Origin of the sequence: Flavobacterium polysaccharolyticum, assembly GCF_038739875.1 — a bacterium.
Lineage (GTDB): Bacteria > Bacteroidota > Bacteroidia > Flavobacteriales > Flavobacteriaceae > Flavobacterium > Flavobacterium polysaccharolyticum.
Window position 1 is genome coordinate 1 of sequence record NZ_JBCGDP010000006.1, and the last position, 15,731, is coordinate 15,731.

At 35.8% G+C, this 15,731-nt stretch carries 17 protein-coding genes; 10 read left to right on the forward strand and 7 right to left on the reverse strand.

Going from position 1 to position 15,731, the window contains the following annotated elements:
- Positions 1 to 178 precede the first annotated feature (178 nt).
- From hisS to WFZ86_RS07510, 4 genes are all read right to left on the reverse strand, one after another.
- Positions 179 to 1,603 carry a histidine--tRNA ligase gene (gene hisS / locus WFZ86_RS07495; RefSeq protein WP_342691370.1) on the reverse strand — a complete coding sequence of 475 codons (1,425 nt, stop codon included), beginning with the start codon at positions 1,601 to 1,603 and terminating at the stop codon, positions 179 to 181.
- A 366-nt stretch (positions 1,604 to 1,969) separates the two neighbouring features.
- Positions 1,970 to 2,857 (reverse strand): CorA family divalent cation transporter, encoded by an 888-nt coding sequence (locus WFZ86_RS07500; RefSeq protein ID WP_342691371.1) that lies wholly within the window; start codon positions 2,855 to 2,857, stop codon positions 1,970 to 1,972.
- Positions 2,858 to 3,006: 149 nt separating this feature from the next.
- A complete protein-coding gene (locus tag WFZ86_RS07505) occupies positions 3,007 to 3,705 on the reverse strand; it encodes a hypothetical protein (RefSeq protein ID WP_342691372.1) in 699 nt (232 codons plus the stop codon).
- A 176-nt stretch (positions 3,706 to 3,881) separates the two neighbouring features.
- Positions 3,882 to 4,187, reverse strand: a complete 306-nt coding sequence (locus tag WFZ86_RS07510) for a helix-turn-helix domain-containing protein (protein WP_342691373.1) — start codon at positions 4,185 to 4,187, stop codon at positions 3,882 to 3,884.
- A gap of 302 nt (positions 4,188 to 4,489) precedes the next feature.
- On the opposite strand from WFZ86_RS07510, the gene WFZ86_RS07515 reads away from it, so the two are divergent.
- Positions 4,490 to 5,734 (forward strand): ABC transporter permease, encoded by a 1,245-nt coding sequence (locus tag WFZ86_RS07515; protein WP_201296272.1) that lies wholly within the window; start codon positions 4,490 to 4,492, stop codon positions 5,732 to 5,734.
- Between the two features lie 256 nt (positions 5,735 to 5,990).
- On the forward strand, positions 5,991 to 6,350 hold the full coding sequence (locus WFZ86_RS07520) for a four helix bundle protein (protein WP_342691374.1): 360 nt from the start codon (positions 5,991 to 5,993) through the stop codon (positions 6,348 to 6,350).
- Positions 6,351 to 6,646: 296 nt separating this feature from the next.
- Here the strand turns inward: WFZ86_RS07520 and prmC are convergent, their stop codons facing one another.
- Both prmC and WFZ86_RS07530 read right to left on the reverse strand, forming a co-directional pair.
- Positions 6,647 to 7,501, reverse strand: a complete 855-nt coding sequence (gene prmC / locus WFZ86_RS07525; protein WP_342691375.1) for a peptide chain release factor N(5)-glutamine methyltransferase — start codon at positions 7,499 to 7,501, stop codon at positions 6,647 to 6,649.
- A 36-nt stretch (positions 7,502 to 7,537) separates the two neighbouring features.
- Entirely contained in the window at positions 7,538 to 8,023 is a 486-nt protein-coding gene (locus tag WFZ86_RS07530) for a GNAT family N-acetyltransferase (RefSeq protein WP_342691376.1), read from the reverse strand.
- Between the two features lie 310 nt (positions 8,024 to 8,333).
- Here WFZ86_RS07530 and ribD point away from each other — a divergent pair, with 310 nt between their 5' ends.
- The 3 genes from ribD to WFZ86_RS07545 all read left to right on the forward strand — a co-directional run bounded on the left by ribD (position 8,334) and on the right by WFZ86_RS07545 (position 10,831).
- Positions 8,334 to 9,383, forward strand: coding sequence for a bifunctional diaminohydroxyphosphoribosylaminopyrimidine deaminase/5-amino-6-(5-phosphoribosylamino)uracil reductase RibD (gene ribD, locus WFZ86_RS07535; RefSeq protein ID WP_342691377.1), 1,050 nt, complete (start codon positions 8,334 to 8,336; stop codon positions 9,381 to 9,383).
- Positions 9,376 to 9,981, forward strand: a complete 606-nt coding sequence (locus tag WFZ86_RS07540; RefSeq protein WP_342691378.1) for an HAD family hydrolase — start codon at positions 9,376 to 9,378, stop codon at positions 9,979 to 9,981. The genes ribD and WFZ86_RS07540 overlap by 8 nt, the downstream gene beginning before the upstream one ends.
- 223 nt (positions 9,982 to 10,204) lie before the next feature.
- Positions 10,205 to 10,831 (forward strand): IMPACT family protein, encoded by a 627-nt coding sequence (locus WFZ86_RS07545; RefSeq protein ID WP_342691549.1) that lies wholly within the window; start codon positions 10,205 to 10,207, stop codon positions 10,829 to 10,831.
- Positions 10,832 to 10,861: 30 nt separating this feature from the next.
- Here the strand turns inward: WFZ86_RS07545 and WFZ86_RS07550 are convergent, their stop codons facing one another.
- Entirely contained in the window at positions 10,862 to 11,266 is a 405-nt protein-coding gene (locus tag WFZ86_RS07550) for an acyl-CoA thioesterase (protein WP_342691379.1), read from the reverse strand.
- A gap of 185 nt (positions 11,267 to 11,451) precedes the next feature.
- Between WFZ86_RS07550 and dnaA the strand changes: the two genes are divergently transcribed.
- From dnaA to udk, 5 genes are all read left to right on the forward strand, one after another.
- Positions 11,452 to 12,879 carry a chromosomal replication initiator protein DnaA gene (gene dnaA, locus WFZ86_RS07555; RefSeq protein WP_315171706.1) on the forward strand — a complete coding sequence of 476 codons (1,428 nt, stop codon included), beginning with the start codon at positions 11,452 to 11,454 and terminating at the stop codon, positions 12,877 to 12,879.
- A gap of 9 nt (positions 12,880 to 12,888) precedes the next feature.
- On the forward strand, positions 12,889 to 13,356 hold the full coding sequence (locus WFZ86_RS07560; protein ID WP_315171707.1) for a low molecular weight protein-tyrosine-phosphatase: 468 nt from the start codon (positions 12,889 to 12,891) through the stop codon (positions 13,354 to 13,356).
- A gap of 152 nt (positions 13,357 to 13,508) precedes the next feature.
- Positions 13,509 to 14,111: a Uma2 family endonuclease gene (locus WFZ86_RS07565; protein WP_342691380.1), complete on the forward strand. Its 603-nt coding sequence runs from the start codon at positions 13,509 to 13,511 to the stop codon at positions 14,109 to 14,111.
- Positions 14,112 to 14,834, forward strand: a complete 723-nt coding sequence (locus WFZ86_RS07570) for an SAM-dependent methyltransferase (RefSeq protein WP_315171711.1) — start codon at positions 14,112 to 14,114, stop codon at positions 14,832 to 14,834.
- A 277-nt stretch (positions 14,835 to 15,111) separates the two neighbouring features.
- Positions 15,112 to 15,720: a uridine kinase gene (udk, locus tag WFZ86_RS07575; protein WP_315171712.1), complete on the forward strand. Its 609-nt coding sequence runs from the start codon at positions 15,112 to 15,114 to the stop codon at positions 15,718 to 15,720.
- The last annotated feature ends 11 nt before the right edge of the window (positions 15,721 to 15,731 follow it).

Consider the following 15,731-nt stretch of genomic DNA (forward strand, 5'->3'; position numbering starts at 1 on the left):
ATCAGACCTCATTATTCTAATTACATGCTTACTCCAAATCAGATGCATCACCAAAACAAAATTAAAATGAGAACCTATAAAACAAAAAACAGTAGCAAACCTGAGCTTGCTACTGTCTAAAATTGTACTTTTATTTTTTATTAATCCTGTATCACTTTTTCAGGACTAGACAAATTTACTATTGCAATTGTTGTTGTAAGCCTTCATAATCCAAGACTACTTGTTCTCCTGTAACGAGATTCTTCAATGCAAAAGTACTCGATTCTAATTCTTGTGTCCCTATAATCACTGCAAACGGAATGCCTCTTTTGTCAGCATATTGCAATTGTTTCCCCATTTTGACAGCATCGGGATACAATTCTACTTTAATGCCTTCGGCTCTTAACTTCTGAATGGCTTGCATTGCTGCAAAAGCTTCGGTTTCGCCGTAATTCACAAACAACGCTTTTGACGTAGCGGCAACCGTATCTGGGAACAATCCCAATTCTTCGATTACCAAATAAATTCGGTCCAAGCCGAAAGAAATCCCCACACCACTCATATTTTTTAAGCCAAAAATACCTGTTAAGTCGTCATATCTTCCGCCACCGCCAATAGAACCCATAGCAACGGTTTTAGGTGGAGCGATTTCAAAAATAGCTCCTGTATAATAATTCAGTCCTCTTGCCAAAGTCACGTCCAAATCCAACTGTGCAGTAGCTAGTCCGAGTTGGGTCACTTTTTCGCAAATGAATTGCAATTCTTCCACACCTTTCATCCCTTCTACTGAGGCAGAAAGCAATTGTGACAATTGATTGATTTTCTCAGCAATCGTTCCTGTAAAACTAAACAACGGTTGCACTTTGGAAATCGCTTCTTCAGAAATGCCTTTTTCAATCATTTCTTTCTTAACGCCGTCTTCGCCAATCTTATCCAGTTTATCCAATGCCACGGTAAAATCAATCAACTTTTCCGAAGCGCCAATCACCTCAGCAATTCCCGATAAAATTTTACGATTATTGATTTTGATAGTTACACCTGTTAATCCCAAAGCTGTAAAAACGGTGTCATACAATTGTACCAACTCCACTTCTTGCCATAATGATTTGGAACCTACCACATCAGCATCGCATTGAAAAAATTCTCTGAAACGTCCTTTTTGTGGGTTATCGGCTCTCCAAACAGGCTGAATTTGATATCTTTTGAACGGAAACTCGATTTCACTTTGGTGCTGTACCACGTAACGCGCAAAAGGAACGGTCAAATCGTAACGCAAGGCTTTTTCGGAAATCTTGCTTGTAAATTTATTCAATTCTATACGTTGTTCTAGGGTAATTTTTTCGGCCGAATTTTGTTGTAAACTCGCTAGCGATTCGGGCAATTCTATTTTATTTCTATTATAAAAAAAGTTGCCCGAATTCAAGATTTTAAAAATCAAGCGGTCGCCTTCTTCGCCATATTTTCCCATCAAAGTATCTGAGTTCTCGAAGGATGGAGTTTCTATAGGTTGAAAGCCAAATTTCTCAAAATTGCTTTTTATCGTTTGAATAATGTATTGTCTTTTGGCCACTTCGGCTGGCGAAAAATCGCGCGTTCCTTTGGGTATACTGGGTTTTGAAGCCATTGTAAAATGAATTTTCAATTAGGTTTGCAAATATCTTACTTTTTAAAAGAAATCCTATCCAAAAAAAGTGGGTTTTATTATTCTACAACAAACCAATCTTATTTTTGAACCATATAAGGCATTTAAGGTCATATAAGTTTTTAAATATGCAAAAATTATTGTGGCAGATTTTGGCTAAAGCCCAATACAAAACTCCTTTTTCAGAATGGGTTAAAGCCCATTCCTATTCATTTAAAGAATAAAAATGAGGTTTTTGCCAAATAGGGAGCGGTAAATTCTATTCTAATCTTATATGACCTTACATTCCTTATATGGTTATTTTATTGCTTCTTTAATTACCTACAAAGTTTAAGGTACCACCCAAAATCAAAGAATGCGTTTTCTTTTGAACCAAAAATAGATTACCAAAGCAATAACCACCATCACGCCCAAGGTCATAAAATAACCCAAAGGCCATTGTAGTTCTGGCATATTTTCAAAGTTCATTCCATAGATACCTGCAATAAAAGTTAAGGGTAAAAAGAAAGCCGAAAAGATGGTCAACAATTTCATTACATCATTGCTTTTTTGTGCGTTGACAGAAAGATAGGTATTCAGTAAATTGTTCGCATTTTCAAGCACTTCGTCATAATTGAGCAGCAAGCTCAGTAGCTTGTCTTTGATGTCTTGCAAAGCGGTTTTGGAGGACTCACTCACTTCAAGTTGGTGAATGACATTTTGAAAAATCTGCAATAGTTTTTTGGTGATACGGGTTTGCGCTTTCAAAAAATACAGTTCTTCCAAGGAGATTTTAGAATAATCTTGCAGGAAAATCGTCTTTTCGATTTGAATGATTTTTTCGTCAAAGTCATTCAAAGGTACTTGATAGGTTTCTACCATTTTGTGGATGAGATAAATCAAAATCTCTTCGGGTGTTTTGTGGTCTTTTTTTACCGTTTCCAAAAACGCAAACGGACTGCGATGAATCGTGATGATTTTGTGTCCGTTGTAAAAAAAGGCAATTTTATGTGACAATTCATTGATGGTAGTCGCTTTACTAGCCATTCTCGGTGTAAAAGCCCTCAGAATTAAAAAATTATAATTGGGCTGCTTTTCAAATTTAGGCAAATGGCCTCGCTCCAAACTATCTTTAATTTGAAAATAATCCAACTGGTATTCTTGGGCAATTTTATCTAGATTTTCTTTGTTGGGTTGGCAAATGTCTATCCAAACAAAGTTGTCGAATTGTATTTTTGTAAGGGTTGATGGTGTCATTTTGTTTTGAGCTAAATTCAATCTACTTGGATTATAGAATCCCTAGATTATAAGTCACATAATTACGTTAAACGATTTTCATTCTGATACTGCGTGAAAGCTAATTCCCTATATCAATAGAAGCTTCTAGATACAATTATTTATTTCCGTTAATTAGTTTCTGTCAACACATCGAACTTCTCAATTAAAAAAGTTTTTGAAAAACAAATTGAATCTTTCTCAATGAATATATATTTATCATTAAAATATTCTACCCTAGCACGTGGATATTTTTTATGTATTTTTAATTCAATATATCTTATATTCTCGATATTTTTATATGACCTAGAAAATTCTGAACCTATTTTAAACACACTAAAAATTGAAATATAAATACCGGAAAAAATCATAAAAAACATCATAACCTTTTCAATCTTAGTAAAATTATGAACTCTATAATTGGTGGTAAAATTAAGTAGATAATATTGAAACATTGAATAGGAATAAAACATCAATACAAAAATGTTGAATTTTTTTTCATTTATATCTAAATAGGTCGATAGCATTAGTATGAAAGTAAAAAAGCCAGAAAGTATCAGTTTAACTTTCGATGAGTATTTTGCAAAAAGAGTTGATATACTTAATGCAATAATATAAGGTACTCCAACAGCAATAATAATTAATAAGGCAACAAAAATTCCATCCGAAATTAGTTGTGACAAAGAAAAGAATCGAAGAAAAATTGGCGAAATCAAAACAAGACTGATAACCTGCCACAATCCACCTAATATGGTTGGGATTGCAATGATTATTGAGGAATTTTCTCTGAAAACTTCAAGAAAATTATTAAATGTTTTTTTTAAATCCATTTTCCTTTTTTTAGTGGGTTTTAGTAATTATTCATAAGGTTTTAGCAATTGCATTAAAGTTCAAAGCAAATCCTTTATTCAAGGTTTGCTAAACCTAAACAAATACAAAACCAACTTCTCATTAAGCCAATTAGCGAAATACGTTGTAACAATTATTAGGTGTTTCTTTTGAATCCCTACAATTTAATTGATAGTTCCAAATGTCCGCCTAAACCTAGCTCAACAATTTTTTGTAGCGTTGAAAATCTAACTTCTTTAACATTGTTTTCAATCTTAGAGATATAGGATTTTGTAGTTCCAGCTTTTTCAGCAAGTTCTTCCTGTGTCAGACCTTTTTGAACCCTAGCTTCATAAATCAATGCGCCAATTTTAAAATTCTCATATCCAGCATCCAATTGGTCTCTTTCTGCAGTTCCAATTTTTCCGTAATGTTTGTCTTTAAACTGGTCAAGTGTTTTTAGATTATTATTTTTCGTTTTCATATTCGCTTATCCATAATATACAAATATAGTCAAGTTGCACTAAAGTGAAACTTTTTATTAATGAAATTTAACCGCAAGGTTCGCAAAACTGCTAAAAATATAAGTCATTGGAGTTTTTATTGAAGCTATAAAATTTAACTGCAAAAGACACAAAGATGTCAGCCAAGTTCGGAAAGAAAAACTTAAATGCTCTTATATGCATTATATGGTTTTAAAAAAAATAGAAGGCTTGTGGATTTGAAATTTAGTGATTTTTGAAAACCAAACTTGTAACAAAAATTGTATTTTCGTGACAAACTTGTATGATGCTAAAATTATTCAAAGAAAATATTAAAATTGCGTTGGGTTCAATCAAAACGCAATTGCTGCGTACCATTCTTACGGTACTGATTATTGCTATTGGAATCACGGCTTTGGTGGGAATTTTGACCGTGGTGGCGGCCTTAGAAAATCAAATTTCGTCGGATTTTGCCTCGATGGGTGCCAATACTTTCAACATCAATCAATACGAAAATACGACGCGAAACCGTGGCGGCGGCGAACGAGAAATCATCAACCCGATTATCTCTTACCCAGATGCCGTGGCGTTTAGAAACAAATACAAATATCCTTTTACCGAGACTTCTATTTCGTTTACCGCAAGCTCGGCCGCCGAAGTAAAATACCTGAACACCAAAACAGACCCCGAAAACAAAATCGTAGGCGTAGACGAAATGTATGCGGTGAATTCGGGATTGGATTTTAGTGCGGGACGAAATTTTACGAGTTTTGATATTGCCAACAATGCCTTTGTGTGTATCGTAGGTTCGGATTTTGAGAAAGGCCTTTTGAAAGACGTCAATCCTATCGACAAAGTCATTTCGATTCGCGGAGCCAAATTCAGAGTCATTGGCGTGCTCAAAGAAAAAGGTTCCACTTTTGGCAACAGTCAGGATTTGCGCGTGTTGATTCCGATTCAAGTAGCGCGTTCGCTCTTTAGTGCCCCGAACATCAATTACAGTTTGAGCGTAATGGTGGGAAAAAAAGAATTATTAGACCAAGCCGTAGACAACGCCACTAGCGTAATGCGTCGCGTGCGAAAATTAAGCCCAGTAAAAGACAACAACTTTGGCGTAGTGCGCAGCGATGATTTAATCAACCGTATTTTAGGCATCACTCAATATTTAGGTTTAGCTGCTTGGCTCATCGGGGTGATTACCATTTTTGGTTCTTCCATCGCTTTAATGAATATTATGATTGTTTCGGTAACCGAAAGAACCCGAGAAATTGGCGTTCGAAAAGCCTTAGGCGCCAAGAAATCGACCGTGGCAATTCAGTTTTTTATCGAAACCTTGCTAATTGGTCAAATCGGCGGGCTTGTCGGAATCTTTTTCGGAATCTTAATCGGTTTTGGTATCGCGAGCGCAATGGATTTTGCTTTCGTTATTCCGTGGGGCGCCATCTTAGCCGCTTTTGCTACTAGTTTTATGGTCGCCATTGTTTCTGGATTGTATCCCGCGATAAAAGCTTCCAAACTCGACCCAATTGAAGCATTGCGATATGAGTAGTTGTTTGAAAAGAGATTTTTAGAAGAGAGATTCAAGAAGGCAGAAAGAAGAAGGCAGAAAGAAGAAGGCAGAAAGAAGAAGGCAGAAAGAAGAAGGCAGAAAGAAGAAGGCAGAAAGCAGATTCAAGATAGCAGATTCAAGATAGCAGATTCAAGATAGCAGAAGGCAGATTGAAGAAATCAGTTTTTGTAAAATCAAAACTAAAACAGTTTAGAATATATCAAAATTTAAAAAGCAATCACTTTAAACATTTAAAATGAAGTTTCAAGAATTGTTAGCCTACAAAAAGTCATTTGAGTTATCTATGATGATTTTTAAAATGACAAAAACATTTCCAATCGAAGAAAAATATTCTTTAACAGATCAAATTAGACGATCTTCGAGAAGTGTATCTGCTAATATTGCCGAAGCCTCTAGAAAAATAAGATACGAAAAGCATTTTATATTAAAACTAACCGATAGTGACGCAGAGAATGCTGAAACACAATCATGGTTACAATACGCTTTAGCTTGTGAATATATTTCAGAGAATTTATTTACAGACTTAACTCAAAAAAGTTTAGAAGTAGGAAGACTAATAAACTATATGATCAACAATCCTGATAAGTTTACTTAAAAAAGCAAAAAATAGACTTTTGACAGAAGATAGAAGATAGCAGAAGGCATAGATTAGATAGATCTATGGTTAAAAATAGAATTTGAAATCTTATTTCTGAAATCAACTGTCCGCTTTCTAACTTCTGAGATCTGCCTTCTGAAATCTTTAATCTAAAAGACCTGCCGTCTATTTTCTGAAATCTGCCTTCTGCTTTCTGCGTCTAAAATCTTCAATCTAAAAGACCTGCCGTCTGAAATCTAAAATCAGCCGTCTATTTTCTAAAGTCTGCCTTCTGCTTTCTGCCGTCTGAAAACTTATTTCAATGCCAAAATCATCCTATCATTTCCATAAATGTCTTTTTTCAATTCCACGTTTTGAAAACCTAAATCTTTTAACAAATCAACCGTTTCCTTACCCAAATACTGATTGATTTCAAAAAACAATTTCCCGTTGGGACGCAAACTTTTTAATGCTAACTCCCCAATTTTTCTATAAAAAATCAAGGCATCATCATCGGCTACAAACAAAGCCAAATGAGGTTCATATTCCAACACATTGTTCTTGATTTCCTGCTTTTCTAAATTCCGAACATAGGGCGGATTCGAAACAATGACGTCATAGCTTTCCAACAAATCGGTTGTTTCCAAAATGTTTTGCAGTATAAAATGCACTTCTACTCCATTTAACTTCGCATTACCCTTAGCCACTTCCAAAGCCTTTTCCGAAACATCAATAGCCGAAACTTTGGCCACTGACAACTGCTTTTTCAAACTAATCGGAATGCAGCCACTTCCTGTTCCTATATCAAGAATTGAAAATTCTGCTATTGTATCTGTTTTGTCACAATCCTCAAGAATCCATTCTACTAACTCTTCGGTTTCGGGTCGTGGAATCAACACGTTTTCATTGACTTCAAAATCCAATCCATAAAAACTGGTTTTTCCTAAAAGGTACTGTATCGGGATTTCTTTTTTTAAATCTTCTAAAATGCTGTTCCAAACCACGAGTTCCACCTCCGAAAAAATCAAATCGGGTTGTAACGCCAAATCGATTCTTTTGAGCTGGTGCTTGGCTTCCAAAATCAAATAGAAAAAACTTTCGACCTCGCCTTCCTCATAAATAGAAGAAAGTTCCTGAATAAAATGAGTTCTGTAGGCTCTTATTGTCATAATTAACAGTAATACGTATTGAATTAATTGGAGAATTTACAAATCTTTCAGCATCCAAACCGGACAACTGCTATGACCTGTATTACCCATAGCACTACACAAGTACTCAAAACCTGTTTTCTTATACAACTTTTGAGCGGAATGCATAAAGGGCATCGTTTCGAGATAGCATTTCTCAAAACCAAAGCCTTTAGCGGCTTGCAAACAAATAGCCATCATTTCGCTTCCAATTCCTTTTCCTCGAGTGGCTGGCAAAAAGTACATTTTTTGCAATTCACAAATGGTTTCTTTTTCATTAGCCAGAGGTGCCACTCCCGCACAACCAACTACTTCGCCCTCTTGCTCCACCACAAAATAAACAGAACGTGGCTTGTTATATTCCTCAAACATCAAATCCAAATAATGGTCTTCGTAAGCGGTGCCTACTTTTGGAATTTCTAATTCATCAAAAACAGCTCGTATTAACTGGGCCACGGCAGGATTGTCTTTCTTTTCAATTTTTCTAATAGTCCAAGATGTCATATAGTATATCTCTGAAGTTAATGTGACAAAAATAGCATTGTTAATTGACAAATTAGCAAAACTAGTAAGGCATTCGCTTTTATAAAAGCAACCATGAATTCACAAATTACAGCTTGAATACAATCTAAATTGGAATAAAATCACACAAATAATTAGGGCTTAAAGAATGTGTGACTTGAAAAGGAGCAGCAAATTAAAATACTTTGAAATTTGTGTTTACTTATTGTAATTCGTGGCCATTACACATAAAAGCGAACGTCTTACTCAAAGAAAACGAAATCTAACTCCCAAAAAATAGTACTTTTGCATAGTGAACACACATGAAACTTATATAAAACGCTGTATCGAACTAGCCAAAAATGGCTTAGGCACAACGTATCCTAACCCTATGGTAGGAAGCGTAATTGTAGCCAACGGAAAAATAATTGGCGAAGGTTGGCACAAAAAAGCAGGAGAACCTCACGCAGAAGTGCACGCCATTAATTCGGTAAAAGACAAATCGCAATTAAAAGACGCTACTATTTATGTTAGTCTTGAACCTTGCAGTCATTTTGGAAAAACACCACCTTGTGCTGATTTGATTGTTCGAAATGAAATTCCTAGAGTGGTTATTGGAACGGTAGATCCTAACCATCAAGTAGCAGGTAAAGGTATAGAACGATTGAAAAATGCTGGCATTGAAGTGACCGTTGGTGTGCTTGAAAAAGAATGCCAAGAACTCAACAAACGTTTTTTTACGTTTCACAACCAAAAACGTCCCTACATTATCCTAAAATGGGCCGAGAGCCAAGATGGCTTTATCGCTCCATCACCAAAACCGAATCACGAACGAGCCCCAATTTGGATTACCAATACCTATTCGCTACAATTAGCGCACAAATGGCGTAGCGAAGAACAGGCGATTTTGGTAGGAACACAAACGGTGCTTGCAGATAATCCAAAGTTAGACACTAGAAATTGGTTTGGTCAAAATCCTACAAGAATAATTATTGACAAAGAAGGACGCATACCAGAGGACAGTTTTGTTCTGGACCAAAGTGTTCCTACACTGATTTTCACAACAAATAAACACAATGAAAACAAGGAGAATTGTACTTTTGAAATCCTAGATTTCAATCAAAACATTGTACCACAACTCCTGCAAAGGTTATATGAGCACCGTCTTCAATCTGTAATTATTGAAGGTGGCACCACTACCATTCAGCATTTTATTGATTTGAATTTGTGGGATGAAGCACGGATTTTTATTGGAGTAATTTCTTTTCATTCTGGAACAAAAGCACCAATACTCCAAAAAGAGAATCCAATTAAATTAAGAATTGCAACAGACGAACTTTTAATACTTAGAAATCATGATTAATGCCATCATTTTTGATTTTGGAGATGTATTTATCAATCTAGACAAGCAAGCCACGCAAGATCAATTACAGGATTTGGGTCTCAAAGCATGGAATGAAGAATTGGACGCTCTAAACATCGCTTTTGAAAAAGGCGATTGTACCCGAGAAGCTTTTTTAAACGGTTTTCAAAAACAAATTCCCAATGCGAGCCACGAAGAAATTCTTGCGGCTTGGAATGCAGTTTTACTTGATTTTCCCCTGTATCGTTTAGAATTCTTACAATTATTATCACAAAAATACCGCTTGTTTTTGTTGAGCAATACCGACGCGATTCATATTGACACTTTTGAGCAAAAAACGGGAAGTTCATTTTATGGGGCTTTTTACCAATGCTTTGAAAAAGTGTATTTTTCTTTTGAAGTAGGCATGCGAAAACCGGATACCGAAATTTATTTGCACGTTTTGCAACAAAATGATTTGTCACCCAAAAGAACCTTGTTTGTAGACGATAAAAAAGAAAACACTGATGCAGCTCAAGCTCTCGGACTTCAAGTTTGGAATCTGCAAGTTGGTAAAGAAGATGTTGTGGATCTATTTGAAAAGAACAGCTTGGAATAAAAGGTTAAAAAATGTATCCAAAAAAGCCAACTGCTCCTCCTTTAGCCCCGATAGCAGCGGCATCCTTTTTTTATACCCTTGACCAGTTAGTAAGAAATCCGACAAGGGTATAAAAAAAGATATAGCAGATAGCGGGAACCCATGCCTACTAAAAATGCCTTGGGTTGGGCTCCAAAAAAAGCTATTTTTGCATCAAAATATCCTTTTGGAAGGAATACACCTAATGAAAGATACGTATCAAACTATTGCTGCACCCAACGAACCCATACTATTTAAGGAGAAAAACAGTAAGTTTTTTGGCTACACTTTTCCGATTAGTAGCGAGGAGGAAGTAAAACCCATTATTGAAATACTTAAAAAAGAACATCCGCATGCGGTGCATTATTGCTATGCGTATCAAATCGGGACTGAATCGGTGGTTTTTAGAGCCAATGACGATGGAGAACCGAGTAATACGGCGGGCACGCCAATCTATGGGCAAATTCAATCATTTGGTTTAACGAATACATTAATTGTAGTGGTTCGCATCTTTGGCGGCACCAAATTGGGAGTGGGCGGATTGATTGCAGCCTACAAAACAACCGCTCAATTAGCGATAGAATCGAGTGAAATTGTGGAGAAAACTATTGATGTTTTTTTCGAAATCACTTTCGATTATAAGAACATGAACAAAGTCATGCGCGTTATTAAAGAAAAGCAACTTCAAATTGTGAATCAAGAAATGGAAATTGATGCCGAAACGAATTTACCAATTGGCAAAATTGAGTGTTGTATTCGAAAAAAAAATGCCGAAATGGTATTCGGCATTTTTGAAAACATGTTTGAGATTCAAATCGAAAAAAAAATGTAGAATACCGCTTTTCGTCGATGATTTCTGTCGTTAATCTATGGTTTTCAACAAATCCAAAATATAATCTGGAGGAGCGACTGGACGACCCGTTTTTAAGGACACAAAAACTAACACAAATTCGGCAGTTGTTAATAACTCTTGTGCTTCATTATAAATTGCGCAATCAAAATCTATCTTCACAGACGTCTGACTTTTGAAACGCGTGTGGACGGTCAGCAAATCATCATAGCGTGCCGATTTTTTGTAATTAATATTCATAGAAACAATAGGGAGCGCAATTCCGTTTTCTTCCATAACTTTATAGGAAACCCCTTTATTTCTGAGCCATTCCACTCTTCCAATTTCAAAATAAGGAATATAATTTCCATGATAAACGACTCCCATTTGATCGGTTTCGGAATACCGAACACGTACTTGAACTTGATGATCTTTCATTAATAATGCTTTAAAAAAATTAAATTTTGAAATGCCATTTACGACATTTTTTTCTAAAATAATTGTTCAATATATTTTTTTATACAAAAAATTATTCACACTTTTGTTAACCCAAAAAACACACAAAAAAACACGTTTTTTTATTCAAAAAAAACAACTAAAGTTAAAATAATTTCGCCAAATCTATGAATAAAACTGCACAATCGGTATGGGAAAACTGTTTATCTTTTATAAAGGACAACATCCAAGAGCAAGCTTACAAAACTTGGTTTGAGCCTATTAAATCAGTTGAACTAACCGACAATGCTTTATATATTCAAGTACCTAGTAAATTTTTCTACGAATGGCTAGAAGAACACTATGTGAAATTATTAAAAGTAGCCCTTACCAAAGAACTAGGTAAGAACGCTAAATTGCTTTACAAAATTAAAATGGAGAACACATATGGTAACAAACAACCGTTTACAGAACAGTTACCAAGTGCCAATCGTGTAGTTATGAAACCACAAGAAGTGGACGCTCCTATTAAAAATTTGAATCCAGAATTAAAAAATCCTTTTGTTATTCCTGGTATTCGTAATTTAAAAATCGAATCTCAATTAAATCCTAATTACAGTTTTGACAATTTCCTTGAGGGAGATTCAAATAGACTGGCTCGTTCTGCGGGTATGGCTGTAGCGAACAAACCGGGGGGAACTTCTTTCAATCCGCTACTAATATTTGGTGGCGTTGGATTAGGAAAAACACACTTAGCACACGCTATTGGTGTTGAAATCAAAGACAAATATCCTGAAAAAACGGTTTTATACATTTCAGCCGAAATTTTCACACAACAATATATCGACTCGGTTAAGAAAAACAACCGTAACGACTTCATTCATTTCTATCAATTAATCGATGTGTTAATCATAGATGATGTTCAGTTTTTATCTGGAAAATCAGGAACTCAGGATGTCTTTTTTCATATCTTCAACTATTTGCACCAAAACGGCAAGCAAGTTATTTTGACTTCAGACAAAGCTCCTGTTGATATGCAAGATATTGAACAGCGTTTATTGTCGCGTTTCAAATGGGGATTATCCGCTGAGTTACACCAACCAGATTACGAAACTAGAATTTCGATCCTTAAAAACATTTTGTATCGTGACGGTGTTGACATTCCTGATGACATCATTGAGTATGTTGCTAGAAATATCAAGTCAAACGTTCGTGAATTAGAAGGTGCTATCATTTCGTTAATCGCCCAATCTTCTTTCAACAAAAAAGAAGTAACCATTGAGTTGGCCAAAAATGTGGTAGAGAAATTTGTCAAAAACGTTAAAAGAGAAATTTCCATCGATTACATACAAAAAATTGTTTCCGATTATTTCCAATTGGATCTAGAAACCCTACAATCTAAAACCAGAAAAAGACACGTGGTTCAAGCCCGGCAATTAGCCATGTTTTTTGCTAAAAAATTCACTAAAGCCTCACTAGCGAATATTGGTTCACAAATAGGAGATCGCGATCACGCTACAGTTTTACATGCTTGTAAAACGGTAGACAACTTAGTAGCCACAGACAAACAATTCAAGAAATTTGTGGACGATATCAATTCTAAATTAACGCTATAAACGCGGATTATGCCTGTAAAGATTTTAATGGTATGTTTAGGCAATATTTGCCGTTCTCCCTTGGCAGAAGGAATATTAGCCTCAAAACTACCAGGGGATCAATTTTTTGTTGATTCTGCAGGAACAGGCTCTTGGCACATTGGCCATTCACCAGACAAACGTTCCATCGCAGTAGCAGAGCACCATAACCTCTCGATTGCTCACCAAAAAGGAAGACAATTTAACACAAAAGATTTCGATACCTTCGATTATATCTATGTAATGGATGCCTCCAATTATGACACTGTGATTGAAATGGCAAAAAACGACACCCAGAAAAACAAAGTTCAAATGATTTTGAACGAATTATTTCCAGGAGAAAATGTCGATGTACCCGATCCATACTACGGTTTAGCCAATGGTTTTGAAAATGTATATCAAATGCTAGACGAAGTTTGCGATGTGATTGCCAAAAAAATCATTGAGAAACACTCCTAAATACAACAAGAATTCCTGCTTATTGGATAAACATACTACTCACATCTTTATTGAAAATAAAAGGGTAAAAAACACAGCTGTTATTATTACTCAATTACAAAAATTTATAAACAAGTTCAGATAGTTTTATAACTTTGTGAAAAACGCAGAACATGCCAGTAGTAAAAAAATTTTCTGACTTAGATTTGACAAAAACTTACACCTATTCCGATTATTTGCTATGGCAATTTTCAGAGCGAGTTGAGCTGATCAGAGGATTTATATGTAAAATGAGTCCTGCTCCAAGTAGAAAGCATCAAACAATCTCACAGAACTTGAATTGGAAAATTTATAGCTTTTTCGAAAATCGTCCTTGCAGTGTTTTTGTTGCCCCTTTTGACGTAAGACTTCCGATTAAATCTTCAAAAAAAGACACTACTGTAGTGCAACCCGATTTGTGCATTATTTGTGACGAAAACAAATTAGACGACAAAGGATGCAACGGCGCACCAGACCTGATTGTAGAGATTTTATCTCCCAACAACAGCAAGCACGATGTAGATACCAAATTTAATTTATACCAAGAAAGTGGCGTAAAAGAATATTGGATGGTAGAACCCGAAGAACGTTTTGTTTTAGTGTACACCTTACAAAACGAAGAATACATCGGATTAAAACCCTTTTCTGAAGGGCAAATAATTAAAAGTCCACTGTTTTCAGAAATGCAAATTACAGTTAACGAGGTATTCAAAAGAATAAACAAAGAAAACCACTAAATGAAACCAAATCTTTCACTAGGCAAACTCTACTTAATTCCAACCACTATGGGTGATTGCGACCCTATGGATGTCTTGCCACAAACCATCAAAAGAAGTATCGATTTTATTGACCATTACATCGTAGAAAACGAAAAAACAGCCCGAAAATCAATTAAAATAGTACAGCCTGAAAAAAAGCAATCCGAGTTGGTGCTTTTTACCCTAAACAAGCATACCGAAAACAAAGAACATTTGGCTATGATTCAACCCCTGCTTGAAGGAAAAAACATGGGATTAATGAGCGAAGCTGGTTGCCCTGGCGTAGCCGATCCCGGAGCTGTCATTGTAAAAATCGCACACGACAAAGGCATACAAGTCATTCCATTGGTAGGTCCTTCCTCTATCCTACTAGCCCTTATGGCTTCTGGGATGAACGGACAAAGCTTCACCTTCAACGGCTATCTACCTATCGAAAAAGAAGAGAAAAAATCTGCCTTGAAGTTTTTAGAAAAATTATCTTTCGACAAAAACCAATCGCAAATTTTCATCGAAACACCTTATCGCAACAACAAACTACTCGAAGATTTAATTCAAATCCTACATCCCGAAACCCATCTTTGCGTAGCGACCGATATCACCCTACCTACCGAATACATCAAAACCAAAAAAATAGCGGCTTGGAAAAAAGAAAAAGTAGACCTACACAAGCGTCCTACTATTTTTATTTTGCATAAAATGTAAATACAACAACACACCTATTGTTATTGTTTCAAATAGGAGCAGGAAAAATAGGCTTATCAGGAAACATCGTCCCGTGATCCGCTCTATCTTTACTGCCGAACCCCGGCAGCAAAGGATGCCACTCCTCCCGGGGCTAAAAACAGACAAAGAACATCTTAGCTTTCAAAAACCAAACCTAATCTACTCAATCGCAGGCCGATTAAAAATAGTCCACAAAAACAAATAGGTATCTCTTTTAATTCTTATTTTTGTAACAAAATTTAAAATTAAAGTTAGTATGCTCATCATAGGAATTGCGGGAGGAACCGGAAGTGGAAAAACAACAGTAGTACATCAAATCATGAACGAACTACCTGATGCTGAAGTAGGTATCATCTCTCAAGATTCTTATTACAAAGAGAACAAAAACATGAGTTATGAGGAACGTTCTAACATTAACTTTGATCATCCTAGAGCCATCGACTTTGAACTTTTAGTAGCCCATCTAAAAGAACTAAAACAAGGCAATATCATTAATCAACCTGTTTACTCGTTCATCAAACACAACAGAACCGACGACACCATAGTGACTCACCCACGAAAAGTGATGATTGTAGAAGGTATTTTAATATTTACCAATCCTGAATTGCGTGATTTATTTGACATCAAAGTTTATGTTCATGCAGATTCTGATGAGCGATTAATTCGTAGATTACGCCGTGATATATCAGAAAGAGGTCGTGATATGGAAGAAGTATTGAGTCGTTACCAACACACGCTCAAACCTATGCACGAACAATTCATAGAACCAACCAAAGCCTACGCCGACATCATTATCCCTAATGACAAGTTCAACACCGTAGCCATTGATGTAGTTCGAGCGGTTATCAACCAACGCATATTGTAAACCAACAACTT

Coding starts and splice junctions, on each gene's coding strand:
- hisS (WP_342691370.1), bottom strand. CDS start 1,603: ATGGCTTCAAAACCCAGTATACCCAAAGGAACGCGCGATTTTTCGCCA.
- WFZ86_RS07500 (WP_342691371.1), bottom strand. CDS start 2,857: ATGACACCATCAACCCTTACAAAAATACAATTCGACAACTTTGTTTGG.
- WFZ86_RS07505 (WP_342691372.1), bottom strand. CDS start 3,705: ATGGATTTAAAAAAAACATTTAATAATTTTCTTGAAGTTTTCAGAGAA.
- WFZ86_RS07510 (WP_342691373.1), bottom strand. CDS start 4,187: ATGAAAACGAAAAATAATAATCTAAAAACACTTGACCAGTTTAAAGAC.
- WFZ86_RS07515 (WP_201296272.1), top strand. CDS start 4,490: ATGATGCTAAAATTATTCAAAGAAAATATTAAAATTGCGTTGGGTTCA.
- WFZ86_RS07520 (WP_342691374.1), top strand. CDS start 5,991: ATGAAGTTTCAAGAATTGTTAGCCTACAAAAAGTCATTTGAGTTATCT.
- prmC (WP_342691375.1), bottom strand. CDS start 7,501: ATGACAATAAGAGCCTACAGAACTCATTTTATTCAGGAACTTTCTTCT.
- WFZ86_RS07530 (WP_342691376.1), bottom strand. CDS start 8,023: ATGACATCTTGGACTATTAGAAAAATTGAAAAGAAAGACAATCCTGCC.
- WFZ86_RS07540 (WP_342691378.1), top strand. CDS start 9,376: ATGATTAATGCCATCATTTTTGATTTTGGAGATGTATTTATCAATCTA.
- WFZ86_RS07545 (WP_342691549.1), top strand. CDS start 10,205: ATGAAAGATACGTATCAAACTATTGCTGCACCCAACGAACCCATACTA.
- WFZ86_RS07550 (WP_342691379.1), bottom strand. CDS start 11,266: ATGAAAGATCATCAAGTTCAAGTACGTGTTCGGTATTCCGAAACCGAT.
- dnaA (WP_315171706.1), top strand. CDS start 11,452: ATGAATAAAACTGCACAATCGGTATGGGAAAACTGTTTATCTTTTATA.
- WFZ86_RS07560 (WP_315171707.1), top strand. CDS start 12,889: ATGCCTGTAAAGATTTTAATGGTATGTTTAGGCAATATTTGCCGTTCT.
- WFZ86_RS07565 (WP_342691380.1), top strand. CDS start 13,509: ATGCCAGTAGTAAAAAAATTTTCTGACTTAGATTTGACAAAAACTTAC.
- WFZ86_RS07570 (WP_315171711.1), top strand. CDS start 14,112: ATGAAACCAAATCTTTCACTAGGCAAACTCTACTTAATTCCAACCACT.
- udk (WP_315171712.1), top strand. CDS start 15,112: ATGCTCATCATAGGAATTGCGGGAGGAACCGGAAGTGGAAAAACAACA.